At 60.0% G+C, this 26,256-nt stretch carries 18 protein-coding genes; all 18 read left to right on the forward strand.

Annotated features, from left to right (window positions below):
- Positions 1 to 106 precede the first annotated feature (106 nt).
- The 18 genes from vioA to J4E53_RS01475 all read left to right on the forward strand — a co-directional run bounded on the left by vioA (position 107) and on the right by J4E53_RS01475 (position 26,247).
- Positions 107 to 1,225 carry a dTDP-4-amino-4,6-dideoxy-D-glucose aminotransferase VioA gene (gene vioA / locus J4E53_RS01390; protein WP_060738666.1) on the forward strand — a complete coding sequence of 373 codons (1,119 nt, stop codon included), beginning with the start codon at positions 107 to 109 and terminating at the stop codon, positions 1,223 to 1,225.
- A gap of 62 nt (positions 1,226 to 1,287) precedes the next feature.
- The gene (locus J4E53_RS01395; RefSeq protein WP_177431669.1) at positions 1,288 to 1,980 is read left to right on the forward strand and encodes a WbqC family protein; all 693 of its coding nucleotides are present in this window, start codon (positions 1,288 to 1,290) and stop codon (positions 1,978 to 1,980) included.
- Positions 1,967 to 2,953, forward strand: coding sequence for a hypothetical protein (locus J4E53_RS01400; RefSeq protein WP_177431668.1), 987 nt, complete (start codon positions 1,967 to 1,969; stop codon positions 2,951 to 2,953). Before J4E53_RS01395 ends, J4E53_RS01400 begins: the two co-directional genes overlap by 14 nt.
- Entirely contained in the window at positions 2,950 to 3,507 is a 558-nt protein-coding gene (locus J4E53_RS01405) for a GNAT family N-acetyltransferase (protein WP_060738663.1), read from the forward strand. The genes J4E53_RS01400 and J4E53_RS01405 overlap by 4 nt, the downstream gene beginning before the upstream one ends.
- Positions 3,504 to 4,283 (forward strand): phytanoyl-CoA dioxygenase family protein, encoded by a 780-nt coding sequence (locus J4E53_RS01410; protein ID WP_060743068.1) that lies wholly within the window; start codon positions 3,504 to 3,506, stop codon positions 4,281 to 4,283. The genes J4E53_RS01405 and J4E53_RS01410 overlap by 4 nt, the downstream gene beginning before the upstream one ends.
- A 4-nt stretch (positions 4,284 to 4,287) precedes the next feature.
- Positions 4,288 to 5,040, forward strand: coding sequence for a bifunctional 2-polyprenyl-6-hydroxyphenol methylase/3-demethylubiquinol 3-O-methyltransferase UbiG (locus tag J4E53_RS01415; protein ID WP_060738662.1), 753 nt, complete (start codon positions 4,288 to 4,290; stop codon positions 5,038 to 5,040).
- Positions 5,037 to 8,543 (forward strand): glycosyltransferase family 2 protein, encoded by a 3,507-nt coding sequence (locus tag J4E53_RS01420; RefSeq protein ID WP_103307876.1) that lies wholly within the window; start codon positions 5,037 to 5,039, stop codon positions 8,541 to 8,543. The genes J4E53_RS01415 and J4E53_RS01420 overlap by 4 nt, the downstream gene beginning before the upstream one ends.
- A 247-nt stretch (positions 8,544 to 8,790) precedes the next feature.
- Positions 8,791 to 9,528: a flagellar basal body rod protein FlgF gene (locus tag J4E53_RS01425; protein WP_060738660.1), complete on the forward strand. Its 738-nt coding sequence runs from the start codon at positions 8,791 to 8,793 to the stop codon at positions 9,526 to 9,528.
- Positions 9,529 to 9,577: 49 nt separating this feature from the next.
- On the forward strand, positions 9,578 to 10,363 hold the full coding sequence (gene flgG, locus J4E53_RS01430) for a flagellar basal-body rod protein FlgG (RefSeq protein ID WP_053146447.1): 786 nt from the start codon (positions 9,578 to 9,580) through the stop codon (positions 10,361 to 10,363).
- Between the two features lie 70 nt (positions 10,364 to 10,433).
- Entirely contained in the window at positions 10,434 to 11,129 is a 696-nt protein-coding gene (gene flgH, locus J4E53_RS01435; protein WP_060738659.1) for a flagellar basal body L-ring protein FlgH, read from the forward strand.
- A gap of 45 nt (positions 11,130 to 11,174) precedes the next feature.
- Positions 11,175 to 12,245: a flagellar basal body P-ring protein FlgI gene (locus tag J4E53_RS01440; RefSeq protein WP_161798353.1), complete on the forward strand. Its 1,071-nt coding sequence runs from the start codon at positions 11,175 to 11,177 to the stop codon at positions 12,243 to 12,245.
- A gap of 10 nt (positions 12,246 to 12,255) precedes the next feature.
- The gene (gene flgJ / locus J4E53_RS01445; protein ID WP_103307875.1) at positions 12,256 to 13,560 is read left to right on the forward strand and encodes a flagellar assembly peptidoglycan hydrolase FlgJ; all 1,305 of its coding nucleotides are present in this window, start codon (positions 12,256 to 12,258) and stop codon (positions 13,558 to 13,560) included.
- 10 nt (positions 13,561 to 13,570) lie between these two features.
- Positions 13,571 to 15,637, forward strand: a complete 2,067-nt coding sequence (flgK, locus tag J4E53_RS01450) for a flagellar hook-associated protein FlgK (RefSeq protein WP_060738657.1) — start codon at positions 13,571 to 13,573, stop codon at positions 15,635 to 15,637.
- Positions 15,638 to 15,650: 13 nt separating this feature from the next.
- Positions 15,651 to 17,216 carry a flagellar hook-associated protein 3 gene (locus J4E53_RS01455; RefSeq protein WP_060738656.1) on the forward strand — a complete coding sequence of 522 codons (1,566 nt, stop codon included), beginning with the start codon at positions 15,651 to 15,653 and terminating at the stop codon, positions 17,214 to 17,216.
- Positions 17,217 to 17,326: 110 nt separating this feature from the next.
- The gene (locus J4E53_RS01460; RefSeq protein ID WP_103307885.1) at positions 17,327 to 20,908 is read left to right on the forward strand and encodes a glycosyltransferase; all 3,582 of its coding nucleotides are present in this window, start codon (positions 17,327 to 17,329) and stop codon (positions 20,906 to 20,908) included.
- A gap of 64 nt (positions 20,909 to 20,972) precedes the next feature.
- Entirely contained in the window at positions 20,973 to 23,867 is a 2,895-nt protein-coding gene (locus J4E53_RS01465; RefSeq protein WP_103307874.1) for a TIGR00180 family glycosyltransferase, read from the forward strand.
- A gap of 330 nt (positions 23,868 to 24,197) precedes the next feature.
- Entirely contained in the window at positions 24,198 to 25,124 is a 927-nt protein-coding gene (locus tag J4E53_RS01470) for a ketoacyl-ACP synthase III (RefSeq protein WP_027912745.1), read from the forward strand.
- 274 nt (positions 25,125 to 25,398) lie between these two features.
- Entirely contained in the window at positions 25,399 to 26,247 is an 849-nt protein-coding gene (locus J4E53_RS01475) for a flagellin domain-containing protein (protein WP_053178496.1), read from the forward strand.
- Positions 26,248 to 26,256: the final 9 nt, after the last annotated feature.

Below are 26,256 nucleotides of genomic sequence, written 5' to 3' on the forward strand. Positions count from 1 at the left end.
TCGGTTTCATGGCGTTGCAGCCCGCCGATATAGACCGCGATGCAACGCCGCGTCAGAGGAGCTCCCGAGCCGTGTGCCATTTTTCAGTCACCCGAGTAGTGTACCCATGGCCGATTCCATTACCGTTACCAGCCCGCTGCTACCTCCTCTGGAAGAGTTCACGCCTTACCTGCAGCGAATCTGGGACAGTAAGCGCCTGACCAATGGCGGACCCTTCCACCAACAACTGGAACAGGAGTTGGCCGAATACCTCGGGGTCGAGCATCTGTCGCTGTTTTCCAACGGCACCCTGGCTTTGGTGACCGCGCTCCAGGCCTTGCGCATTACGGGTGAAGTCATCACGACGCCTTATTCGTTCGTGGCCACCTCCCACTCGCTGCTGTGGAACAACCTCAAGCCAGTGTTCGTGGACATCGACCCAGTGACCAAGAACCTCGATCCACGGCGTATCGCCGAGGCCATCACTCCGGCGACATCGGCGATTCTTCCGGTCCATTGCTATGGCATTCCCTGTGATGTCGAGGGCATCCAGGCCGTCGCCGATACCTACGGACTCAAGGTTATCTATGACGCCGCACATGCCTTCGGGGTCCGGCATAACGGCGCAAGCGTTCTCAACAACGGCGACCTGTCGATCCTCAGCTTCCACGCCACTAAGGTCTTCAATACATTTGAAGGCGGCGCCATCATCTGCCGTGACGAAAAAATCAAGCAGCGTATCGATTACCTGAAGAATTTCGGTTTCGCCGATGAAGTCACGGTCATGGCTCCCGGTATCAACGGGAAGATGAACGAACTGCAGGCGGCGTTCGGAGTGCTGCAGTTACGCTACATCGATGAGGCCCTGAACCGTCGGCAAAAGGTGTTTGAGTATTATCGGAGCGCCCTGGAGGGCATTCCCGGTATCAGCCTGCTGGAGCAACCGCAGGGGCTGGACTGGAATTTCGCTTATTGTCCGATCCTGGTCGATGGTGAGCGGTTCGGGGTGAGTCGGGATGAGCTGTACGACCGCTATCGCGCCGAAAACATTCTCGTGCGCCGGTATTTCTACCCGCTGATATGCGAGTTTCCAATGTATCGCGGTCTTCCCAGTTCGGACCTCTCCCAATTGGGCAATGCCTACAACGTGTCCCGCCAGGTACTTTGCCTGCCGATCTATCCGGATCTCGATCCGCAGACCCAGGCGCGAATCATCGAGGTACTGCTCAGGGCCCGGGTGGCATGAGCCAGGCCAATACCTCGAAGAAGTGCGGCCCTGCAGCTGACGAGCAGTACCGGGTTGCGCTCATGCAACCTTATTTCCTGCCATACCTGGGTTATTTCCAGCTGATCGCCGCTGTCGACTGTTTTGTCATCTACGACAATGTGCAGTTCATCAAGAACGGCTGGATCGAACGCAACCGTTATCTGCTGGAGCAGGAGCCGAAGTGGTTCCGTGTACCACTGAGCAAGGGCAGTCACACTCAGCAGATCATGGAAAAACGTATTGCCGAGACGTTCGATCCTGGCGATATCCTCAACAAGCTGAGTTTCGCCTATCGCCGCGCGCCCCACGCTCCGTACCTGCTGGCGTGGCTGGAAGCGCTGCTGGTCGAACCGGCTTCGAGCATTGCCGAGCTCAACGAACGAATCCTGCGAGCCTGCTGCGCGCTGATAGGGTTGCAAACACCGATCATGCGCTCCAGCGATCTGTCGATTTGCGCGGACAGCAAAGCCCAGGATCGGGTACTCGAAGTGGTCCAGGCCTGCGCCGGCACTCACTACCTCAATCCTGTCAATGGCGGTCACCTCTACCAGGCCGAGGTATTCCAACAGGTTGGTATTACCCTTGAGTTGCTCAAGGCGACCTTGCCCGACTACCGGCAGGGAGGGCGTGAACAACCCTTCGTGCCCGGCCTGTCGATTCTCGACGTCTTGATGTACAACGACGCGCAGACCGTAGGGGCCTGGGCCAAAGGTGGAGAAATTGTCCGTGCCTGAAGCCATCGGCGGTTATTTCGAACTGGAACTGCGTAAAGGACATAATCCTTACCCGCAGGCCGTTGCCTTCAACTCGGCCCGCTCGGCCTTCAAGGCTCTGGTAATGGCGCGCAGCCTGCGCCGGGTTCATTTGCCTTTTTACATCTGCGATGTCATGCAGGACGTGCTGCGCGGATCCGGCATCGAGGTGTTGCGCTATGCATTGACCGAACGGCTTGAGCTGCAGGACTTCCCAGCCCTGCAAGCCGATGAGGCACTGCTGTTCGTCGATTACTTTGGACTCAAGGCCGACTACATCGGCCAAGTACTCGCTGTTCGCTACGGCGAGCAATTGATCGTGGATAATTCCCAGGCGCTGTTTTCCCGGCCGCAGCCTGGGATTGCAACCCTGTATTCACCCCGTAAGTTCGTCGGCGTTGCCGATGGTGGCTGGCTGGCCAATGCGCCCGCTGATCTGCCGCAAGCGCCGACCAGTCGCTCGCAGGGGCGTTTTGCCGCGCTGCTGGGGCGTCTTGAAGACCCTCCACAACATCACTATGCAAGCTTCCAGGCATTGGAACAGGCATTGGAGAGCGATGGCATCAAGGCCATGGCCGCCAGTACCGCGCGCCTGCTCGACAGTATCGATTACCACGAAGTTGCCAGGCGCAGGATAGACAACCTGGCGCATTTGCGCGGGCGCCTGGACCACCTCAACCGCTTTGCCGTCTGGCCCGCGCAGCCCGTTGCCGCATTGTGTTACCCGCTGCTGGTCAAGTCCGCCGAGACGGCGCTCCGGCTACACGCTCAACTGCTGGACCAACACATCTATATACCCAGCTATTGGCGTGAAGTGCTGAGCAGCCCAACGGCGCCGCCCATAGAAAAGGATTGGGCACAGTGCTTGCTGCCGCTGCCGATCGACCAGCGATACAACGTCGATGACATGAATCGTCTCGCCGACGCCATCCTTCAGAACACGGGGAAATCATGAGCATTCTAGGTCAACGCATCCTGCTCAGGGCGCTGGAGCTCGAGGACTTGCCGCTGTTGCATCAGTGGTCCAACGACGAAGCCCTCTGGAGTCTGCTGGGTGGCTGGCATTTCCCCACATCGCGGGAAGCACAACGGGACTGGCTGCTGGGTCTCAAGAACGACTCGCTCAACCAGCGCTTCGGTATAGAGGTCCCGGGCCATGGCCTGATCGGTACGGCGAACCTGGTCAGTATCGACTGGAAAAACCGCACAGCCGAACACGGCATGATGATCGGTGATCCCTCCCTGCGCGGCCAAGGCCACGGCACCGACGTGATCGCCACGGTGATGCGCTATGCCTTCGACGAACTGGGTCTGAGTCGTCTCTCGACCACCATCATCGAGTACAACGCAGCGTCGCTGGCGACCTACACGCGCAAGACCCCTTGGGTCATCGAGGGCGTACAGCGCCAGTGGTACTACCGCAAGGGCCAGCGTTGGGATCGCATCATGCTTGGCGTGAGCGCCGAGGAGTATCGCGTATGGCAAGCTGCGCGGGGGGACAGCCTGTGAATCCGATCTTGCAGGAGCTGCAAGCGAACGGCTACGTCTGCCTGCCCTCGCTGATTACCGATCCGTTGCTCGACCAGCTGCGTGAAGACCTGGCGTGTGCAATAGACCGTTGCCGTCGGGTACAACTGGAGAACGGTATCACTCAGCGAACCGAGCAGACCGCGCACCATATACTTGCGCCAGACACCCGTTTCGTCGAGTTGCTCGATCGATTCGCCGAATGGGGGATCGTCGACGTCCTGCGGCATATGCTGGGCGGTGCTGCGATTCTCAATTCGTTCGGCGGCCTGAACAACCTGAACAGCACTGATGCCTACGTGCGTAACGTGCACCGGGACGTGCGTTCCTGGTCAGCCGAGTCCATGCAGATGGCCCAGGCGCTGGTATTGCTCGACGACTTCACCATCGACAACGGCGCAACCTTGTTTCTGCCAGGCTCGCACTCCGCTCCTGAAAAACCCGACCCTCAGGTATTCGAGGCTCAGGCCCGCAAGGCCTTGGGCAGCGCCGGTTCGATCTACTTGTTCGACTCACGTATCTGGCATGCCGCCGGCGTCAATCGTACCGACCAGCCACGACGCTGCCTGACATTGACCTTCACGCGAAGCTATTTCAAACCGCAGTTCGATTATTGCCGAGCTTTGGGCGAAGACTTCTGCCGCTCGCAAACACCGAGCATGCAACAACTGCTGGGGTGGTATGCCCGTACTCCCTCGACCCTCCATGAGTGGTACCAACCTGAAGAGCATCGTTTCTACAGGAAAAGCCAGGAATAACGCCATGTCCGTACGTGATTACAACAAAGAGTTTCAGGATAACGCTCATCGCAGCTACTTCTACGACTTCGATGCGCGCCTGCGACGCTACATGCTGGACAGCTTCGGCCCCTGGCTGGCGGAGGGACCGACCCTGGAAATGGGCTGCTTCGAGGGGGCTTTTACGACACTGTTCGCAGAGCGCTTTGCCGACCTGACGGTCATCGAGGCGGCCAGCGACCTGATTGACGTCACCCGGAAAAAGGTCGGCTCAGGCGTCAAGTTCGTCTGCAGTACCTTTGAAGAGGCCGAGCTGGAGCCGCGCTTCGATAACATTTTCCTGATCCACACCCTGGAGCACCTCGACGACCGCCAGGCGGTGCTCAAGCGCGTGCGGAACTGGCTCGCTCCCGGCGGTCGCCTGTTCATCGCCGTACCGAACGCCAATGCCCCTTCGCGGCAGATCGCCGTCAAGATGGGCTTGATCGAACACAACAGTGCCGTGACCGAAGGCGAGCGGCTGCATGGCCATCGGATCACCTACACCCTCGACACCCTCGATCACGAAGTACGCAGCGCCGGTTGGCAAGTGAGTCACCGTGGCGGGGTGTTCTTCAAGCCATTGGCCAACTTCCAGCTGGACAAGGCCCTGGAAACCCAATTGATCGATGACCGCTTCATGGATGCCTGCCATGCGCTGGGGATGGTCTATCCAGACCTGTGTGCCAGTGTCTTCGTCATTTGTGAGCAGCCCTCCAGCCCCAAGGCAACCATATGATCACCCCATCCGTGCATGGCAAGCCGCGTCACCCTTACTACATTGGTGCCCCTAACTATCGGGAGACCTCTTCGGGGGTATGCGTGCTGCACTACCTGTGCCACGTCCTGAACCTGTCCGGCTACGAGGCCTATGTCACCCCATGCCAGGTCAACCCGAAACTGCGCACGCCGATCCTGACCGATGAAGTGCGGCGGCATCATCGGTCAATCGGCTTGGCGCCGATTGCGGTCTATCCCGAAGTGATGGACGGCAACCCGGTTGGCGCTCCAATCGTGGCGCGTTATCTCCTCAATCGCGAAGGCTTTCTCACCGGCCGTGCGATCAGCGTGCAGAAGTCAGACCTGTTCTTTTATTACACCCAGGATTTTGGCGGCGACGGCCAGAGCAGCAACTTGCTCCTGTTGCCCGTCATCGACTCGGAGTTGTTTTCGCCGCCAACCGAGCCGGTGCAGCGTAGTGGCAACTACCTGTATCTGCACCGCTTCGACAAGACCAAGGTCGACTATTCGCTGCTGCCGGACGATATCGAAGTCCTGAGCATGGCCAACCCCAAGACCCTGGCCGAGCTGGCGCAGATTTTCCGAACCGCTTCAACGCTTTACAGTTACGAGATCTCAGCGACGTGCACCGAAGCCATGCTCTGTGGCTGCCCGGTTATCTACATGCCCGGCGGTCACGTCAAGACCCAGCCTTTCGTCGAGCAGTTTGGTGATGCGGGCTCGGCGCTCTATGGCGAGGTGGGCGGGCTGGAGCGCGCCCGCGCAACCGTGATGCAGGCGCGCAGGCGCTGGCTGGACCTTGAAAAGGCCTTTTGGCCTCAGTTGGAGCGTTTCATCGATATCACTCAGCAAGCTGCCATCCAGCATGCCATTGATGTCCGCGTACCTTCCGTCAAGGACTGGCTGCGCAACCGCGTACTGACGCCGATCCAGCAGCAACTTGTCGACAAGCGTCGTCAACAACTCAGCGGACAAACCAGCCTGACGCTGTTGGTGCGCGATCCCCTGGGCGATTTCAATGCCTTGAGCGATACCCTGGAAAGTCTTGCGTTGTGGCGATCACGCTCATCGATCAGCTTGCGCATGGTGGTCCTGAGCACCTCGCCATCGCCTGTCAATCTGCCCGACAGCCTGCACTGGCTGACATGCGTCAACCCGGGGGCCTTCGAACTGAACGAGATTCTGCAGGCAGACGACAGCGACTGGATCATGCTGCTGACGGCTGGCGATGAGGTCCTGCCCGCCGGTACGTTGATGCTCGATCTGGAACTGCCGGGTGCCGATGGCTGCCGAATGATCTATTGCGATGGCATGTATCGCTCGGAGAATGGTGCTCAAGCGGTTTTTCGACCTGATATCAACCTTGACTACCTCTTGAGCCTGCCATTGGCCATGGCCAGCCATTGGCTGATCCGTCGCGGGCTGGCGCTGGAGGTTGGCGGTTACGACCCGCAAGTGCCCGCAGCACTTGAATTGGACTTGATCCTGCGACTGATCGAAAGCGGTAGCATGAACGGCATTGCCCACCTGAGCGAACCGCTTGTGGCAAGCAACACCCCCCACCTTGTCGATAACCCGGACGAGCGCCTTGCCCTGCAACGGCACCTGGACAATCGCGGCTACGCGAACGCCAGGGTCCTGCAGGAACCGACCCGCCATTACCACATCAAGTACGGTCATGATCAGCAGCCCTTGGTGTCGATCCTGATTCCTACCCGGGACCAGTTGCCACTCTTGCAGCGCTGCGTGGACAGCCTGTTGTCGAAGACCCGCTACCCCTATTTCGAGATCATTCTGATCGACAATGGCAGCGAGACCGAAGAGGCGCTCACCTGGCTGAGCGAGATGGAGTCGATTGGCGGTGACAAGATCCGTGTCATCCGCTTCTCCTCTGCGTTCAACTTCAGCGCTATGAACAATTTGGCGGTCAGCCGTGCGCGTGGCGAGTACCTGGTGTTGTTGAACAACGATACGGCAATCATTCGCGAAGATTGGTTGGACGAGTTGCTCAATCACGCCTTGCGCCCGGAAGTTGGGGTCGTCGGCGCCAAGCTGATTACTCCGGCGGGCACCGTGCAGCATGCAAGCCTGATCACTGGCCTGCGCGGCCCCGCCGGCAGCCCTTTCATCGATCAGGCTGCCAACGGCGGCGGTTACATGCAGCGCCTGTTGGTCGACCAGAACAGCAGTGCGGTCAGTGCGGCCTGCCTGATGATCCGCACAGCGATCTATCTGGAAGCCGGTGGTATGGATGACGCGCAGTTCCAGGTCACCTGCAACGATCTGGACCTGTGCCTGAAGGTGGCGAACCTTGGCTACCTGAATGTCTGGACACCCCATGCCGTGCTCTTGCATGAGGGTGAAGCGACCTGGTCAAGCGTCGGCAAGGACCCACTCAACCAGCAACGCTTCGCCATGGAACAAGAGCAGGCCTTGAGCAAATGGTTGGGCGTCTTGGCCAATGATCCCGCCTACAACAGCAACCTGTCGTTGCGCGGTTCCGGCTTCGAACTGGAAGCTATCAACGAGTTGACCTGGCGCCCGCTGTCCTGGCGACCTCTTCCGGTGGTGCTGGTACATCCTGCGAAGTCGGCAAAAGCCGCCAATCTACGAGTTGTCGAGCCGTTCACTGCTTTGCGTGACTGCGGCAAAATCGAAGGTTGCATCAGCAGTAGCCTGTTACCGGCAACGACGCTTGCGCGCTACAACCCCGATATCATTGTCTTCCAGCATCAGAACGACCCGCTGCGTCTGGAGCAGATGCAGCGCATCAATACCCTCTCAAAAGCCTTCAAGGTCCTTGAGTTGGATGCATTGACGCCAGCGATCCCTGGGTGGGCGACTTCACTGCAACAAGCGGCAAGCCTGGTCGACCGCATCATTGTGGCGACGCCTGCGATGGCTCAAGCCTGTGCCGGACTGCACCGCGATATTCGCGTCCTTGAAACGCGTCTGGATAGCAGATGGCGCAACCTCCCCAATGTGCGCCAGACGTTTGACATTCCTCGCATAGGCTGCGATATCGACCCGGCGCAGCCCTTCGTTCAGCCGTTGATCATCGAGCTGATGCAAGCGCTGGCCGGTCAGGTGGAGTGGGTACTGTGGGGTGATGTGCCAGCGTATCTGCGACCGCTCGCCAGCGAGGTTCATGATGACGTTCACGACAATCCCGATGTCATGGCAAGCCTCAATCTGGATATTGTCCTCGCACCTCGGGGCTTCGGCCAGGCAGGCGAAGGCGCAAGTTCGCTGGATCATCTGCAGTATGGCGCTTGCGGCTACAGTGTGATCGGCAGCGATACCGCCGATTACCCGGGTGATCTCGCCATCACGCGCGTGGCTGACAGCCGGGAACAATGGCTGGAGGCAATTCGTGATCACCTGGCTGATCGGCAAGCCTCACGGCGCCAAGCCGCGCGACTGCGCGAGCAAGTGCTGGACAACTGGGTCTTCGACGATGCCTATGCGGCGCAATGGATCAAGGGGTGGATGCCTGACTGACGCAGACCTCAGAGGCGGCAGGGGAGTGCACCCAGCCGCCCCCGGGGGGGCAAGGGCCGACACTTGCCACTTACCGGCATAACCGCGCCGGTTTTTCGTCTTCGATACATCTCCACAAGCCCACCAACCCCCTCAAGCCCTTTGTTTACAGGCCTGCGTGGCATCAGGGGGAAGTTGGTCTGCAAATTGCTTGAGGCTGTGCAACACAGCAGTGGACGGCAAACGTCCGGCATGCAGAGGAACGACAGTGGACAAGTACCTTTATGTGGCAATGACCGGCGCCAGCCAGAACGCACTGGCGCAGCGGGCCCATGCCAACAACCTGGCGAACATCTCCACCAATGGCTTTCAGAAAGACCTGGAGCAGGCGCGCTCGATGCCTGTATTCGGTGACAGCTTTCCGGCGCGGGCCTTTGCCCTGTCCGAGCGTCCCGCTACTGACTTCACCCCGGGTGCGCTGGTGGAAACCGGTCGTGACCTCGATGTCGCGGTGAGCGGGCCGGGCTGGATGGCTGTGCAGAACCCCGACGGCGGTGAAAGCTACGTGCGCACCGGCAGCCTCAATGTCGATGCCCTGGGCGTACTGCGGGCCGGCAACGGCATGCCGGTGATGGGCAACGGCGGTCCGATCGCCGTGCCGCCGGAACAGAAAATCGAAATCGGCCAGGACGGCACCATCAGCATTCGCGCCATGGGTGAAGGCCCGCGGGTGATGGCTGAAGTGGACCGCATCAAGCTGGTCAACCCGGACCTCAAGAACATGACCAAGGGCCTGGACGGCTCGATCCGTACCAAGGACGGCCAGCCGGCGCCCATCGATGCCAACGTGCAGTTGGTGTCGGGTTTCCAGGAGGCGAGCAACGTCAACGCCGTGGATGAAATGACTTCGGTGCTGGCCCTGGCCAAGCAGTTCGAGCTTCACGTGAAGATGATGAACACCGCCAAAGAAGGCGACGAGGCCATGGCTCGGGTCTTGCAGATCTAACCATTAATTAAAGCGTCGCGCCGAAAAACAGGCGTACGAGGAGAATCGAATGCTTCCGGCTCTATGGGTTGCCAAAACAGGTCTGTCCGCCCAGGACACCAACCTGACGACCATTTCCAACAACCTGGCGAACGTTTCGACCACGGGTTTCAAACGTGATCGCGCCGAGTTCCAGGACCTGCTGTATCAGGTAAAACGCCAGCCTGGCGCCCAGTCGACCCAAGACAGCGAATTGCCGTCGGGCCTGCAAGTGGGTACCGGTGTACGCATTGTCGGCACCCAGAAGAACTTCAACGCCGGCAGCCTGCAGACCACCGAGCAGCCGCTGGACATGGCCATCGACGGTCGCGGTTTCTTCCAGATCCTGCAGCCGGACGGCACCACGTCCTACACCCGTGACGGTACGTTCCACCTCGACTCCAACGGCCAGATCGTCAACGCCAGCGGTTTCGCCCTGGAGCCGGCGATCATCATTCCGAACGATGCCCAGACCTTTACCGTGGGCCGTGACGGCACCGTGTCCATCACCGTGGCGGGCAACCCGGCCGCCCAGGTGATCGGCAACCTGCAGACCGCCGACTTCATCAACCCGGCCGGCCTGCAAGCGGTGGGCAACAACCTGTTCCTGGAAACCGCTGCCAGTGGCGCGCCGCAAGTCGGCACCCCGGGCCTGAACGGTTTCGGCACCACGCTGCAGAACACCCTGGAAACGTCCAACGTGAGCACCGTCGAGGAGATGGTCAACATGATCACCACCCAGCGTGCCTACGAGATGAACTCCAAGGTGATCTCCACCGCCGACCAGATGCTCTCGTTCGTTACGCAGAATCTGTAATCGTCACAACGCCCGTCATTACGTAGACAGGGCGGCCCCAGGGTCGCCTGCAACACCAAGAGGTAGGGTCATGAAACGCTTCGTATCTGTTCTGGCACTGAGTGGCATCACCGCACTCGCGGGCTGTGTCGCGCCGACACCCAGGCCCAATGACCCGTATTACGCTCCGGTGTTGCCGCGCACGCCGTTGCCGGCCGCCGCCAACAATGGCTCGATCTACCAGGCCGGCTTCGAGCAGAACCTGTACAGCGACCGCAAGGCTTTCCGGGTCGGTGACATCATCACCATCACCCTGAACGAGCGGACCCAGGCCAGCAAGAACGCCAACTCGCAGATCGACAAGACCAGCGAGACCAGCGTCGGCTTGACCTCGTTGTTCGGCTCCAGCCTGACCACCAACAACCCGGTCGGTGGCGGCGACCTGAGCCTCAACGCCGGGTACAACGCTGACCGCGCCACCAAGGGCGACAGCAAGTCCGGCCAGAGCAACAGCCTGACCGGCTCGATTACCGTGACCGTCGCCGATGTGCTGCCCAACGGCATCATCGTCGTGCGCGGCGAGAAGTGGCTGACCCTCAACACCGGTGACGAACTGGTGCGCATCGCCGGCATGGTTCGCGCCGACGACATCGCCACCGACAACACCGTTTCGTCCACCCGTGTGGCCGATGCGCGCATCACCTATTCGGGCACCGGTGCCTTTGCCGATGCGAGTCAGCCAGGCTGGTTCGACCGTTTCTTCCTCAGCCCGAAGTTCCCTTTCTAGGTGGCCCAGTTGAATCTTAAGCAGCTGTTGATAGGTGCCCTGGTGATGTCCGCGGCCTTTACCGCTCAGGCCGAGCGTTTGAAGGACATCGCCAGCATTTCCGGTGTGCGCTCCAACCAGTTGATCGGCTACGGCCTGGTTGTGGGCCTGAACGGCACCGGTGACCAGACCACCCAGACCCCGTTCACCCTGCAGACCTTCAACAACATGTTGTCGCAGTTCGGCATCAAGGTGCCGGCCGGCTCTGGCAACGTGCAGTTGAAGAACGTTGCGGCGGTGTCGATCAGTGCCGATCTGCCGGCGTTCGCCAAGCCCGGCCAGCAAGTGGATATCACCGTTTCGTCCATCGGTAACTCCAAGAGCCTGCGTGGCGGTACGTTGCTGCTGACGCCGCTCAAGGGTATCGACGGCAACGTCTACGCCATCGCCCAGGGCAACCTGGTGGTGGGCGGTTTCGATGCCGAGGGTCGCGACGGTTCGAAGATCACCGTCAACGTTCCGTCGGCCGGCCGCATCCCCGGCGGTGCGTCGGTGGAACGTGCGGTACCGAGCGGTTTCAACCAGGGCAACAGCCTGACGCTGAACCTCAACCGTTCCGACTTCACCACCGCCAAGCGTATCGTCGACAAGATCAACGACATGCTCGGCCCAGGCGTGGCCCAGGCCATCGACGGTGGGTCGATCCGTGTCACCGCGCCGCTGGATCCGAGCCAGCGGGTCGACTATCTGTCGATCCTGGAGAACCTCGAGGTCGATCCGGGCCAGGCGGTGGCGAAAGTCATCATCAATTCGCGCACCGGCACCATCGTGATCGGCCAGAACGTCAAGGTTTCCCCGGCCGCCGTGACCCACGGCAGCCTGACCGTGACCATCACCGAAGACCCGATCGTCAGCCAGCCGGGCCCATTGTCCAACGGTCAGACCGCCGTGGTCCCGCGTTCGCGGGTCAATGCCGAACAGGAAGCCAAGCCGATGTTCAAGTTCGGCCCGGGTACGACCCTGGATGAAATCGTCCGGGCGGTGAACCAGGTCGGCGCGGCGCCGGGCGACTTGATGGCCATTCTCGAAGCCTTGAAACAGGCCGGCGCGTTGCAAGCCGACCTGATCGTGATTTGAGGACCGAGCCATGGATATGCGCAAGGGCGCTTTGATCAGCGGAGATTCAGGTTCCTACTCGGACCTGAACCGTCTGAACCAGCTCAAGGTCGGCGACAAGAACAGCGACGGCAACCTGCGTAAAGTGGCGCAGGAGTTCGAATCGCTGTTCCTCGGTGAAATGCTCAAGTCCATGCGTTCGGCCACCGAGGCCTTGGGCAAGGACAACCCGATGAACACGCCGGAAGCCAAGCAATACCAGGAAATGTACGACCAGCAGTTGGCCGTTTCCATGTCTCGCGAGGGCGGCGGTATCGGCCTGGCCGATGTGCTGCTGCGCCAGATGTCGAAGAACAAGCCACTGGCGCCCGGTGAGGCGGCGACGTTGTCGGCGGCCAAGCAGCAAGAGGCCCTGGACAAGGTCGCCAAGGCGCCGGTCCCGACGCCGGTGGCGGCCGGGACCTTGCCCACCGACGGTCCGTTGTCGCGTACCAGTGGCCAGCGTCCGTTGTGGGCTTCGCGGGCCGTAAGTGCGCCGCAAGGTGCCGAGGGCGTCCACCGCAACGACATGGAACTGCTCAACCAGCGTCGCCTGGCCCTGCCGCCGAAACTGGCCGACCGCCTGCTCGCCGGGCTGGTGCCTTCGGCCTCGGCCAATGCCGATGTCCCAGCGCAGAACCTGCTGCCGGATCGCGCCATCGCCGCCGTCAAGCCGGCCACCGGCGAACTGGCCAATGGCGACTGGCTGGCCGCGCTCAAGGCTTCCGAGCAGAAAGGGGACATGCAGGTCTATGGTCGTGCCGTGGCCCAGCCACCGCTGGCACCGGCGCGCAAGGCCTTCCGCGATGCCGATGAATTCGTCAACGCCATGCTGCCAATGGCCAAGGAAGCCGCCGACCGCATCGGTGTCGACCCCCGTTACCTGGTGGCCCAGGCCGCCCTGGAAACCGGTTGGGGCAAGTCGGTGATGCGCCAGCCCGATGGCAGCAGCAGTCACAACCTGTTCGGCATCAAGGCCAGCGCCAATTGGAAGGGCGATTCGGCACGGGCGATCACCAGCGAATTCCGCAATGGCGCGATGGTCAAGGAGACGGCCGAGTTCCGTTCCTACGCCTCGTATCGCGACAGTTTCCATGACTTGGTCAACCTGTTGCAAAGCAACAGTCGCTATCAAGATGTGCTGAAGTCGGCCGATAACCCCGAACAGTTTGTACGCGAGTTGCAGAAGGCCGGTTACGCCACCGACCCGCACTACGCCAGCAAGATTTCGAACATAGCCCGGCAGATGACGAGTTACCAAAACTACGCTTCTGCAGGCGCCACCACGACTTTATAAGGTCTGAACCATGAGTTTGCTCAATATAGGGATGTCGGGTCTGTCAGCAAGCCAGACTGCGTTGGTGACCACGGGTAACAACATTGCCAACGTCGATACCGCTGGGTATTCGCGTCAGCAGACCGTGCAGACCACCAAGGCGTCGAACCAGTACGGCAACGTGTTCATTGGTTCCGGCACGACCCTGGCCGATGTGCGCCGGGTGTACAACGCCTTCCTTGAAGCACAACTGAAAACCACCACGTCGCTCAACAGTGACGCGGCGGCCTACCAAGGGCAGATCACGCCGCTCGACTCCCTGCTGTCGGACAGCGGCACCGGTCTCAACGGCGCACTGACCAAGTTTTTCGCCTCGGTGCAGAACGTCAACGCCAAGCCGGGTGACGATGCATCCCGGCAGTTGCTGCTCAGCGATGCCCAGGCCTTGAGCAACCGTTTCAATTCGATTTCCAACCAGTTGACGGAGCAGAGCCAGAACATCAATGGCAACCTGTCGAACATGGTCGACCAGGTCAATAACCTGGCGGCCACCGTTGCGCAGTTGAACAAGAAAATTTCCGAAGTCTCCAACGCCGGTGGCGCCCCCAACGACCTGCTCGATGCCCGCAGCGAAACCATTCGCCAACTGTCGACCTTCACCGGCACACAGGTTGTCGAGAGTGGCAACAGCCTGGATATCTACCTGGGCTCCGGTCAACCGTTGGTGATGGGCAACATCGTCAATACCCTGGAAGCGGTGCCTGACAAGAACGATCCAGGGCGCATGGGTATCCAGCTCAACAGCGGTTCCAGCTCCATGGACCTGACGTCGGTGCTTACCGGCGGCGAGATCGGTGGCCTGATGCGTTACCGCAGTACCGTGCTCGACCCGGCCATGAACGAGCTGGGGCGCGTGGCCCTGGTGGTCGCCGACCAGATGAACAGCGTCCAGGCCTCGGGCATCGACATGAACGGGGCCTTCGGCTCCAACCTGTTCACTAACATCAACAGCGCCACGCAGATCAGCCAGCGCAGCGTTGCGTCGTTGAACAACAGCGCCGGCTCCGGCAACTTCAACATCGCCATCAAAGACTCCGGCAAACTGACCACCAACGACTACAAGGTGACGTTCACCAGCGGCACGGACTACACCGTCCAGCGCCTGCCCGACGGCACCTCGATGGGCGCGTTCAACACCGCGACCACGCCACCGCCGGTGATCGACGGTTTTTCGATGACGTTCGCCAACGGCACCGCCGTCGCCGGCGACTCGTTCAAGCTCACGCCGACCCGCAACGCGGCGACCAACATCAAGACCGAGATGACCGACTCCAAGCGGCTGGCGATTGCCGCGCCGTTGGGCGCCGCCATCGTGCCGGGGGGCAGCGGCACACTGACCATCCCGGCCAGCGGCCAGCCGAGCATGACCACCAAGCTGGACATCTACGACGCAGCCACCACGACCATCATCCAGAACGGCATCAAGAACTCCATGCCGGTCAAGGTGGTGTTCGGCGCGACGTCCGCCGATGGCACCAGCCAGGCTTATCAATTGCTCGATGCCAAAGGTGTCCAGATCAGTAATGGCACGATCAAGCCCGGCGAAAGCAACACCTTGAGCCTGAGTGTTCCGCTCAAGGACGCCAGTGGCAACCCGATCATGGATTCGTCCGTGCCGCCGGTACAACGCACCGTCACGTTCGACATGTCCATTGCCGGTGCTCCATCCAACGGCGCCTCGATCAATGTCAGCCTCAGCCAGGCCGGTAGCCTGGACAACCGTAACGGTACTGTCCTGGCCGGTTTGCAGACGGCCAAGACCGTAGACACCGGTTCGGCCAGCAAGGGTATTTCCCTGAACGATGCCTACGGCAAGCTGGTGGAAGGCGTCGGCGCCAAGGCCGCCCAGGGCAAGCTCGACAGCGCCGCCACTGGGGCGATCCTGGACAATGCCAAGACCGCCCGCGATTCGCTGTCGGGTGTGGACCTGGATGAAGAAACCGGCAACCTGGTCAAGTTCCAGCAGTACTACACCGCGTCTTCGCAGATCATCAAGGCGGCGCAGCAAATCTTCAGCACATTGATCAACAGCCTTTAAGGAGCCGTAGCCCATGCGCATTTCTACCTCTCAGTTCTACGAAAGCACGGCTGCGAACTACCAGAAAAACTTCGCCAAGGTGGTCAAGACCAGCGAGGAAGCCAGCAGCCTGGTGCGCGTGAACACCGCCGCGGACGATCCGGTGGGCGCCTCGCGCTTGCTGCAACTGGGCAACCAGGCTTCGATGCTTTCCCAATACGAAACCAACGTCACCACCATCAAGGCGACCCTGGGCACGACCGAAGCGGTCATGACCAGCATCGGCAACGTGCTGCAGCGCGCCAAGGAATTGGCCGTCAGTGCCGGTAACGCCGCCTACACCGACGCGGACCGTAAAGCGGTTGCCTCGGAATTGGGGTCGATCGAAGATCAGTTGCTGAGCCTGATGAACACCAAGGATGAAAACGGCAAATACATCTTCTCCGGTTCCAAGGGCGATGTCGTACCGTTCACCCGCAACGGCGATGGCACCTACAGCTACAACGGCGACCAGGTGACCCTGGATCTGCCGATTGGCGACACCATGTCGATGGCCACCAACAGCACCGGCTGGGAAGTGTTCCAACAGGCTGTCAACACCAGTCGCACCCAAGTCACCATGACTGCGCCGGCGGTGGATGATGGTCGCGTGGTACTGACCAACGGCCAAGTGTCGTCCAGCGTGACCTACAACAGCCAGTTCCGCAGTGGCGAGCCGTACACAGTGGAGTTCGTCAGCGGCACCCAATTGAAAATCACCGACTCGGGTGGCAACGATGTGACCGCCGAAGCCAGCAAGGGCGGGGTCATCGAGCCTAGTAACCAGATCGGGCAGACGGTGAGCTTTCGCGGTGTCGACTTGACCTTGAACGTCAACCTTCAAGCAGGCGATGTTGCAGGCACGGTCTTGCCCGGCCATACCTTCACCCTGGCTGCCAAACCCGATTCGTTCACCCCGGCCCGCAGCCCGGGCAACAGCACCGCGACCCAGATCACCGGTAGCGCAATCACTGATCCGACGGCCTACCACGCCAGCTTTCCGACGGGGGCGGCGGTGCTGAAGTTCACCAGCGCCACGGATTTCGACCTGTACGCCGCGCCACTGACCGCTGACAGCAAACCGGTGTCCAGCGGTACCCTGGCGGGCAACGTCGCCACCGCTTCCGGCGTGAGTTTCACCCTCAATGGTGCCCCGGCCGCCAACGATCAGTTCAGCATCGCGGTCAATACCCACGAGACGCAGAACATCCTGGACACCGTGAACCAGTTGCGGACTGCTTTGAGCACGCCGGCCGATGGCGACAACATCGCCATCCAGAAACTGAACGCGTCACTGGCTTCGGCGATCGGTAACCTGGCCAGCGGCACTGACCAGTTGACCAGTGCATTGAGTTCGGTCGGTGGTCGTGGCCAGTCGCTCGATACCCAGAGCGATACCAATCAGAGCTTTGTCCTCGCCAACTCGCAGACCCAGTCGGCGATTCGTGATTCCGACCCGGCCGAAGTGATGACGCGCTTGACCTTGCAGCAGACGATGCTGCAGGCGTCGCAGTTGGCGTTCAGCAAAATCACGCAATTGGGATTGTTCAACAAAATCTGATCCAGGGCAGGGACCGTGACGCTATAAGCGGTCCCTGACCCGTTCCTCTATACGATTCAGGACGTCCTGCTCTCGCCTGAGTTGACGCCCAACGGTTGAGAGCCATGCGTGTGAAATCAGCTCCTCTTGTCAGCATTGCCATCCCCGCGTACCACCCACGCTTTTTCCGCCTCGCCTTGCAAAGCGCGCTCGAGCAGACCTACGAGAACCTGGAGATTGTCATCTGCGACGACTGCCGCACCGATGCAATCGAGCAGATTGTCCAGGAAGTGGGCATGGGCTCCACAGTTACGGTGCGTTACCTGCGCAACCCGACCCGGCTGGGGTTCCAGCAGAATCTGTTGCGCTGTCTTGAAGAGTCCCGGGGCGAGTTCATCAAGTTCCTGTGCGATGACGACCAGTTGCTGGCGTTCTGCGTCAGCCAACAGGCGGCCATCTTGCAGGAGCATCCTCAAGTATCGCTGGTGATCAACAAGCATCATTTAATCGATGCCGACAACTATGCCTTGCCGGTCCGCGTTGAAAATACGGGCATCACGCAGTTCGATGCGTTGTTCAACGGCAACGACATGCTGGCGTATTTTGAAAAGACCACCCGTAATATTCTCGGTGGTTTGAGTGGCGCATTGATGCGTCGCACAGATGTCGACGCCCTGCTGCCAGCGTTGGCGCGGCCCGGCGAAGGCTTCGAGGCTGTCCTCGATTTTGCCTTGTTCATCTGCCTGTTGCGCCGGGGCAATCTGGTCCAGCTTTATGCCGAGGGAAGCGGCCAGCGGTTGCACCCCGAGCGCCTCGAGCGTCAGCACAAGATGGTTGAGGCTGCCACGGTAGAGCTGACCTGGCTCAAGGAAATGCTGGCTCAGCGCAGTGGCGAGCCGGCGCCAGCCAGTGGCTGGGTGCGTTACCAGTCGCTGGGACAGCCCAAGGAGCCAGGGGCGCCCGAGTGGGAAGAAATCAACGTTTATTCAGTCATTGCGACTCGCCAGGGCGTCATCGGCTCGCAAGTCGGCACGGACATCGAAAGCTACGCAGACCTCTATGCGCAGTGGCTGACATGTCGACGTTTCAGTCCATTGCGCAAGCAAGTCTTGTCCCGGCAGATTGCCCGCTGGGCCTATCGACCGATGATCGTTCCCGTCATCATCGATGAGCAAGATGATCCTTATGCGCTGGGTATTACCCTGCAGAGTATCGCTGCCCAAGCCTATGCCTGCGAATCGGTGCTGTTGCTGTCCAATGGGCGCCAGGCCGTGGACAACCATGTCCTGCGCCTTGGCCTGCAAGCGGACTGGGTGCAGCAGCTCAATGGGCTGTTGCCTCAACTGGACGGCGCCGACTGGTTCTACCTGCTGCGTGCCGGCGATCGCTTGACGGAGTCTGCGCTGCTGATCATGGCCGATCGGATTGTCAGCTCGCCGGCTGCTGCCTGTCTCTACAGCGATGAAGGTGCGCTGGTGGATGAGAAGTCGGTGGAGCCGATCTTCAAACCCGACTTCAATCTCGACCTGATGCGCGCTTATCCCTATGTTGGTCGGACACTGGCTTTCGAGCGTGCCCGATTTGTGGCCTCGGGTGGATTCGATTCGAGCCTGGGCGAGCTGGCACCCCATGACTTGATCTGGCGGCTGGTGGAAACGGACGGGCCACAGGTCATTGGCCACATTCCTGAAGTCCAGGTCGAGTCGACGTTTTCGTTTGCCCAATGGCTGTCGTTGCCGGAAGTCATCGAGCAAAACGTCCGGCTGATCGAAGCTCATCTACAGCGTATCGGCGTGCCTTACCGGCTTCACCCAGGACCGCTACTGGCGTTGGTCCCGCGCATCGAATACCTGTTCGCCGAGCGCCCCCTGGTGTCGATCGTCATCAGCGTCAAGGATGACCTGGGCGCGCTGGAGCGTTGCGTCAACAGCCTGATCAGCACGACTGCGTACCCGCATTACGAAATCATCATTGTCGATAACGCCAGTGAAAACGCCGAGCTGCAGCATTGGCTGCGGGCCATGGCCGAGCTGGGCAGTGAAAAGTTGCGAATATTCCTGCACCCGCAAAGCAGCAGCGAAGCAGTGATCCGCAACTTCGCCGCGCAGCATGCCCGCGGTGAATACCTGTTGTTGCTCAACCCCAATTGCATCGTGCTGGAAGCCGCCTGGCTGGATGAGTTGCTCAATCATGGACAACGTCCCGAGGTCGGTATCGTGGGGCCTCGCACACTCAACCAGCAAGGCCGGGTCATCGACGCCGGCATGATCATGGGGCTGGGTGGGTTGGCGGGCAGGGCCTTCGTCAACGAATCGGTCGCGTCTGGCGGCTATATGCAACGCTTGCAGACGGTACAGAACTGGAGCGCTGTCGGCGATCACTGCCTGTTGGTGCGCAAGCAGGTTCTGGAGGAGGCCGGTGGGTTCGATGAGTCGATCACAACACAGCGCATCAACGCTCTGGAGTTATGCCAGCAGGTCGGAAAAAACGGCTACCTGATCGTCACCACGCCTTACAGTGATGTCGTGCTGGTGTCCGGCGTGGAAGCCAGTCGCGATCCTTCGTGGAAGCAGCGGCTGGAGCTCGAACAAGAGGCGTTCTATCAGCGCTGGTTGCCCAGGATTGCCAACGATCCTGCCTACAACCGTAACCTGACCCTGATCGGCAAAAGCTTCTGCCTCGAGCCCGGACCACGCACCGGCTGGAATCCATTGATCACCCGCAACGTCCCTTCGATCCTGGGGCTGGCGGTCAATACCTCGGCGGTGGGGCATTACCGCGTCAGCCAACCGTTATTCGAACTGGAAGCGGCTGGGCGAGTCGTGGGGCGTGTTGCCTACGATACGCCCTCGATCATCGACATCGAGCGCCAGTCACCGGATGTGATCATCCTTCAGGGTCGCTACAACGTGGGTAAGTTCAAGGACATCACTCAAGTCAAGACTTACTCCAACGCCATGCGCATCTACGAATTGGATGACTACATCGCCAGGGTCCCGGAAAAAAACGAACACCGCCGCAATATGCCGGACAATCTCGAGGACTTGCTACGCCAGGGGATCGGCCTGTGTGATCGGGTGGTAGTGTCCACTCATCCGTTGGCGGATGCTTTGTCGAGCATGCATCACGATATCCGCGTGGTACCGAACATGCTGGCTGCCGGCCTGTGGAACCAGCTCAGAAGCCAGCGTGCAACCTCCAGCAAGCCGCGTATCGGCTGGGGCGGCGGCACCAGCCACCGTGGCGACCTGGAGCTGATTGCCGATGTCGTTCGGGAATTGGCCGACGAAGTCGAATGGGTGTTCTTTGGCATGTGCCCCGATTTGCTCAAGCCTTATATCCATGAGTTTCATCCGGGCGTGAGCCTGGCGGCTTATCCGGCGAAGCTGGCCAGCCTGAACCTCGACCTGGCCTTGGCGCCGTTGGAGTTCCATATCTTCAACGACTGCAAGAGCAACCTTCGCCTGCTGGAATACGGTGCGTGCGGCTATCCGGTCATTTGTTCGGATACCGAGGCTTACCGGGGGCACCTGCCTTGTACCCGGGTCCTCACCAACAGCACCGAAGAATGGCTGGAGGCAATCCGTATGCACCTGGCGGATCCGATTGCCAGCTACCGGATGGGCGACGAATTACGTGAAGTGGTGCTGCGCGACTTTATCTTGCGCGGCGATAACCTGCAGTACTGGGCCAATGGTTGGCTACCGGATTGAGAGTTTCAACTCACGAAACTCCCGGTGTCGCTGATGCGGTCACCCCACTTGTTAAGGAATGAATATGCAAAGCAATGTCCCAACAGGATCGACTGCGCCGTTGAATGAACGGTTTACCCTGGTGCTGCTCGCTCACGACCAGTCGACTGCCCTGCGGCGGGCGTTGCGCCATTACCGCGACAGTTCGTTCGCCGTACTGGTGATCGACTCGTCGAGCCTGGTCGACGCTGATATCAAGGCAGCGTTCCCCGGTGTGCAATACCTGCACGCGCCCACGGCCATTGGTTTCGGCGATAAGGTTCGCCAGGCTGTCGAGCGCGTCGCCACGCCTTATCTGGCGATGGCCGATGCCGAGAGTTTTCTGTTGCCCCAGGCGCTTGAACAAGCGTTGAGTTTCCTGGAAGCGCACGTTGAATACAGCGCCTGTCAAGGCTACAGCCTGGCGTTCGAGGCCCATGCCGATCGTGTCGACTATTACTTGCTCGATCACAAGGGCTGTGAGGATTATTCCGGCCCATCGGCCGAAGCCCGGCTGGCCGTGTTTGCCGAGGATTGCCCGTCCCTGGTGAATGCCCTCACGCGCACTGAAACCCTGCGGCGCAGTTACGCTGCGTTGCCTGCCGGTTTTGATTCGCGGTTGCAGGAGGCTGGCCATTGCTATGGGGTGGTGGCGGATGCCAGGGTTCGCTTGCTGGACATCCCTTATGGCCTGCATGAACGTAGCCGCGTGGCGAAGCCACAGAATCTGGTTGCCACGGCGCCAGGCTCCGTGGACTTGCGTGCGGTCGCTGAGCAGGAGCGTTTTGCCACGGCCTTGGCCGGTGCGTTCGGTACGGATAACTCGGTGCGGGACTATGCCAAGGCCATCGTCAAGAAACTGGACGAGCGTTCAGTGCCACAGACCAGGAAACTGTTCGAGTCGATCTGGGATTCGCGGCGTGGCGAGCCGGTCCGTCGTTTCGAACCGACGCAATACGTTGAGATGCCGTTCTATAACCAGGCTTTTTTCGACGTGCTCACTTCGCTGGAATTCCTGCTGCATGCGGCGCCAAGCGGGCAGGTGCAGTTGAAAGAGCTGGAAGCCGTCATGCTCAAGCAGAAGGAACTGTCTCGCCCCCAGCGCAACACCAGCGCCGAGCCGCTTGATGAACAGCTGGCGAGGGCTTTCCTGAGCTATGCGTTCAACCAGGATCTGGTGAAGCAACTGCTGGAGGTCATGCAGTCCAAAGGTGACAAGCGCTACGTGCAAATGCTCCAGGCCTGGGACCAACGGCTCAAGGCGGCGGCGTTTGAAAATACCGCGAGGCTGTTCGACGTCACACGCTCCGGTCAATTGCTGCGCTGGCTCGAGGCGCGTGAACCGAGCGCCAGTGAAGCCCGGAAAGTGTCCAAGTACCTGGCCGCTCGCAACGGTGGCCCGACGTTTGGCATTTTGATCCTGGACCTGGACGCCGACATCTTCAAGATGCAGGCAACCTTCGACAGCGTGATCAATGGCTATTGCCGGGCGTTCAAAATTGTCGTGTTCACCACTGGTGAGCTGCCGAGCGAGACTACACCGCAGAACGTCCTGCATTTCGTCAAAGTCAACGAAAGCAATTACATCGACAAAATCAATCAGGTTGTCAGCCAGAGCGATTGCGATTGGATGGTCATGGCCGAGGCCGGCGATGAATTGACGCCCGGCGGGCTGTTCCGCGCGGGTGTGGAATTGCTGGCCGCGCCGCACTGCCAGGCCGTGGCAATGGACGAGTTCCAGCGTCAGCCTGACGGGACTCTGGCCGATGTCTTCCGGCCTGGGTTCAACCTTGACTTGCTGCAAAGCGCTCCGGCGTTGATGGCCCGTCATTGGCTGGTACGCCGGGAGACGTTGGTTAAACTCGGCGGTTATTCGCGCGAGTTCAAGAGCGCGATGGAGTTCGACCTGCTGCTGCGTCTTATCGAGCGGGACGGCCTGGAGGGGCTTGCCCATCTGGATGAGCCGCTGCTGATTTGCCAGGCACCTCCAGTGGAAGACAACGTCGATGAGCGCAAGACGTTGCTGCGTCATCTGGCGGTTCGCGGTTATCAGGCCGATGTGAGCGCGGTCGTGTCGGGCACGCATAAAATCGACTACCGCTTTGCCGAGCGCCCCATGGTGTCGATCATTGTCCACGGTGCCTGTGACCTGACGACCCGACAACGCTGCCTGCTCAGCGTCCTGCAGCGCACGCGATATCAGCGCTACGAGGTATTGCTCTGCGCCGCCGCGGCAGACAATGCTGTGCTGCGTACCTGGCTCCAGGGGCAGGGGCACCAGGCAAGTCGTGTTCGCTTGTTGGATATCGAACCAGGCACGGCGACGGGCGCATTGATCAACGCTGCCAGCCAGGAGGCCAAGGGTGACTATCTGGTGACGCTGGCGGCAGACGGTGAAGTGGTCAACGTCAACTGGATCGAATCGCTGCTTAACCAGGCCTTGCGTCCGGAAGTCGGCGTGGTCGGTGCCAAGCTGGTCGAGCGCGACGGACGTATCACCCAGGCGGGCCTGATTCTGGGCTTGAACGGCGAAGTCGGCTCGGCATTCGTGGGCGAGCCGAAGGCTGCCAGAGGCTACATGAACAGGTTGGTCGTCGAGCAGAACTGTTCGGCGGTGTCGTTTGCCTGCCTGATGATTTCCAAGCAACTGTTCGAAGCGGCTGACGGCATAGACAGCGATTTGTTCGACGATGCCTTGGGTGATGTGGACCTGTGCCTCAGGGTCGGCCAGGCCGGTTACCTGACGGTATGGACGCCGCATGTGCAGGTTATCCAGTCCGGCGTGCTGGCGAGTACGCCACAGGCGTGTGCGGCGCTACGTGAGAAGTGGTCCGGGGTGTTCGCTCAGGATCGGTTCTATAACGCCAACCTGGCGCTGCAAGGCGCTGGTTTCGCCCTGGGGCCGGTGCGCAACGTACCCTGGACCGACTTGCTGGCATAACCCCGCCTTCCGAGGCGAGCCATCGACGCTGGCAGGTAAAACCTGCCGGCGCTCTCGCCCAATTGCACCGCCATCCTAAAGATTTCTGTCCAGTACCCAATACTGTCGCGGGAAATGACACGGCTTAGTTTGTCATGAAAAAATGCCCCTTCAGGACAAAACAGCGTGACGCATAGGTCATAAAGTGCATCTTCACTGTATTGTATTCCCCGGAGTGGAGGCCTGTTCGTTCGCCTGATAAGGCGTCCGCCCTTGGAAATCAACCATTTTTGACGCGCCCCTGAGCTTTCGGGGGTGAACCTAGTCGCAGTTCATGATCGGGAAGCCATGATGATTGGCATAAAAAGCATAGCGAGTTATGTGCCGACCGCTGGTGTGGATAACTACGCTCAGGGTGCCAAATTCGAGAAGGATGAAGAGTTCATCCTTGGCAAGATCGGTTCGGCGTTCCTGCCGCGCAAAGACGCTGACCAGGAAACTTCGGACCTGTGTGTCGAAGCAGTGAATGCATTGTTCGCCAACAATCCGCAGCTTTCGCGCGAATCCATCGACGCGTTGATCGTTGTCACCCAGAACGGTGATGAAGAAGGGTTGCCGCACACGGCCGCCATCGTGCAGGACAAGCTCGGGTTGCCGACCCATGTGGCGGCGTTCGATATATCGCTGGGCTGCTCGGGCTATGTATACGGCATTTATGCCCTGAAAGGCTTCATGGAGGCCGCAGGGTTGAAGAACGGGTTGCTGGTGACCGCCGACCCGTATTCGAAAATCGTCGACCCTGAAGACCGCAACACCACCATGTTGTTCGGCGATGCCGCTACGGCTACCTGGATGGCCGAGGGCGCCAGCTGGCAGTTGGGCAAGGCCAAGTTCGGCACCGACGGTTCCGGCGCGCCACACCTGAAGGTCAGCGACGGGGTGTTTTTCATGAACGGTCGCCAGGTGTTCAACTTTGCCTTGCTGAAAGTACCGGCTCATTTGCACGAACTGCTGGACGAATCCTCATTGCAAGCCAGCGACATCGACGCATTCTGTATCCACCAGGGCAGTGCGGCGATTGTCGATGCCGTGGCAAGGCGTTTCGAGGGGGAGCCTGAGAAATTCATCAAGGACATGGTCGAGACCGGCAATACCGTGTCGTCGAGCATTCCGCTGCTGCTGGAAAAGCATGTTCTGGATGCTGACTGGAAGCGCGTGGCGATCAGTGGTTTCGGTGTGGGCCTGTCGTGGGGCTCGGCGATTCTGTATCGCGATTGATCGAACCACGTCCTTCCAATAGCGCTTCAGGTTGACCTGGGGCGCTTTTTTTTGCCCGCGACATTGTTCTGCGGTTTATTGACGCCATTTTTCGGACCTTCCCCCATGGCTAAACCCTTGTTTCACAAGGGGTGGCAGTCTGCTAGCAAATTTTTTGAAAAAAGCCCTCAAGCAAGTTCCCAATCCGACGATAACTATTACGAAGGTTCTCTAGGCCACACCCGGCGGTTGCCAGGGCCGGAAGCCGCAGTACCCAACCAACGAGGAATTCGTCATGGCTTTAACAGTAAACACTAACGTCACATCGTTGAACGTTCAGAAGAACCTGAACAAGGCTTCCGATGCTCTGTCCACTTCGATGACCCGCCTGTCTTCCGGCCTGAAAATCAACAGCGCCAAAGACGACGCCGCCGGCCTGCAGATCGCTACCCGTATGACCTCGCAAATCCGCGGTCAGAACATGGCGATCAAAAACGCCAACGACGGTATCTCCATGGCGCAGACCGCTGAAGGCGCGATGCAGGAGCAGACCAACATTCTGCAACGTATGCGTGAACTGGCCATCCAGTCCCGTAACGACAGCAACAGCGCAGATGACCGTATCGCTCTGAACAAAGAGTTCTCGCAGATGAGCGACGAACTGACCCGTATCGCCAACAGCACCAACCTGAACGGCAAGAACCTGATGGACGGCACCGCGAGCACCATGACCTTCCAGGTCGGTGCTGAAAACGGTTCTGACAACCAGATCACCCTGACTCTGAGCGCCAGCTTCGACGCCGCCACCCTGGGTGTTGACTCGGCAATCACCATCGTTGGTTCCGACAGCGCTACTTCGGAAACCAACTTCTCGGCCGCCATGGATGCAATCACCAGCGCGATCGACACCATCAACAGTGCTCGTGCCGACCTCGGTGCTGCCCAGAACCGTCTGAACAGCACCATCTCCAACTTGCAGAACATCAACGAAAACGCCAGTGCTGCACTGGGTCGCGTACAAGATACCGACTTCGCTGCTGAAACTGCACAACTGACCAAGCAGCAGACTCTGCAGCAAGCGTCTACCTCGGTTCTGGCCCAGGCCAACCAACTGCCATCCGCTGTACTGAAGCTGCTTCAGTAATAGCTGGAT

Origin of the sequence: Pseudomonas sp. FW305-28, assembly GCF_017351395.1 — a bacterium.
GTDB lineage: Bacteria > Pseudomonadota > Gammaproteobacteria > Pseudomonadales > Pseudomonadaceae > Aquipseudomonas > Aquipseudomonas fluorescens_AA.

Coding starts and splice junctions, on each gene's coding strand:
- vioA (WP_060738666.1), top strand. CDS start 107: ATGGCCGATTCCATTACCGTTACCAGCCCGCTGCTACCTCCTCTGGAA.
- J4E53_RS01395 (WP_177431669.1), top strand. CDS start 1,288: ATGCAACCTTATTTCCTGCCATACCTGGGTTATTTCCAGCTGATCGCC.
- J4E53_RS01405 (WP_060738663.1), top strand. CDS start 2,950: ATGAGCATTCTAGGTCAACGCATCCTGCTCAGGGCGCTGGAGCTCGAG.
- J4E53_RS01415 (WP_060738662.1), top strand. CDS start 4,288: ATGTCCGTACGTGATTACAACAAAGAGTTTCAGGATAACGCTCATCGC.
- J4E53_RS01420 (WP_103307876.1), top strand. CDS start 5,037: ATGATCACCCCATCCGTGCATGGCAAGCCGCGTCACCCTTACTACATT.
- flgG (WP_053146447.1), top strand. CDS start 9,578: ATGCTTCCGGCTCTATGGGTTGCCAAAACAGGTCTGTCCGCCCAGGAC.
- flgH (WP_060738659.1), top strand. CDS start 10,434: ATGAAACGCTTCGTATCTGTTCTGGCACTGAGTGGCATCACCGCACTC.
- J4E53_RS01440 (WP_161798353.1), top strand. CDS start 11,175: ATGTCCGCGGCCTTTACCGCTCAGGCCGAGCGTTTGAAGGACATCGCC.
- flgJ (WP_103307875.1), top strand. CDS start 12,256: ATGGATATGCGCAAGGGCGCTTTGATCAGCGGAGATTCAGGTTCCTAC.
- flgK (WP_060738657.1), top strand. CDS start 13,571: ATGAGTTTGCTCAATATAGGGATGTCGGGTCTGTCAGCAAGCCAGACT.
- J4E53_RS01455 (WP_060738656.1), top strand. CDS start 15,651: ATGCGCATTTCTACCTCTCAGTTCTACGAAAGCACGGCTGCGAACTAC.
- J4E53_RS01465 (WP_103307874.1), top strand. CDS start 20,973: ATGCAAAGCAATGTCCCAACAGGATCGACTGCGCCGTTGAATGAACGG.
- J4E53_RS01470 (WP_027912745.1), top strand. CDS start 24,198: ATGATTGGCATAAAAAGCATAGCGAGTTATGTGCCGACCGCTGGTGTG.
- J4E53_RS01475 (WP_053178496.1), top strand. CDS start 25,399: ATGGCTTTAACAGTAAACACTAACGTCACATCGTTGAACGTTCAGAAG.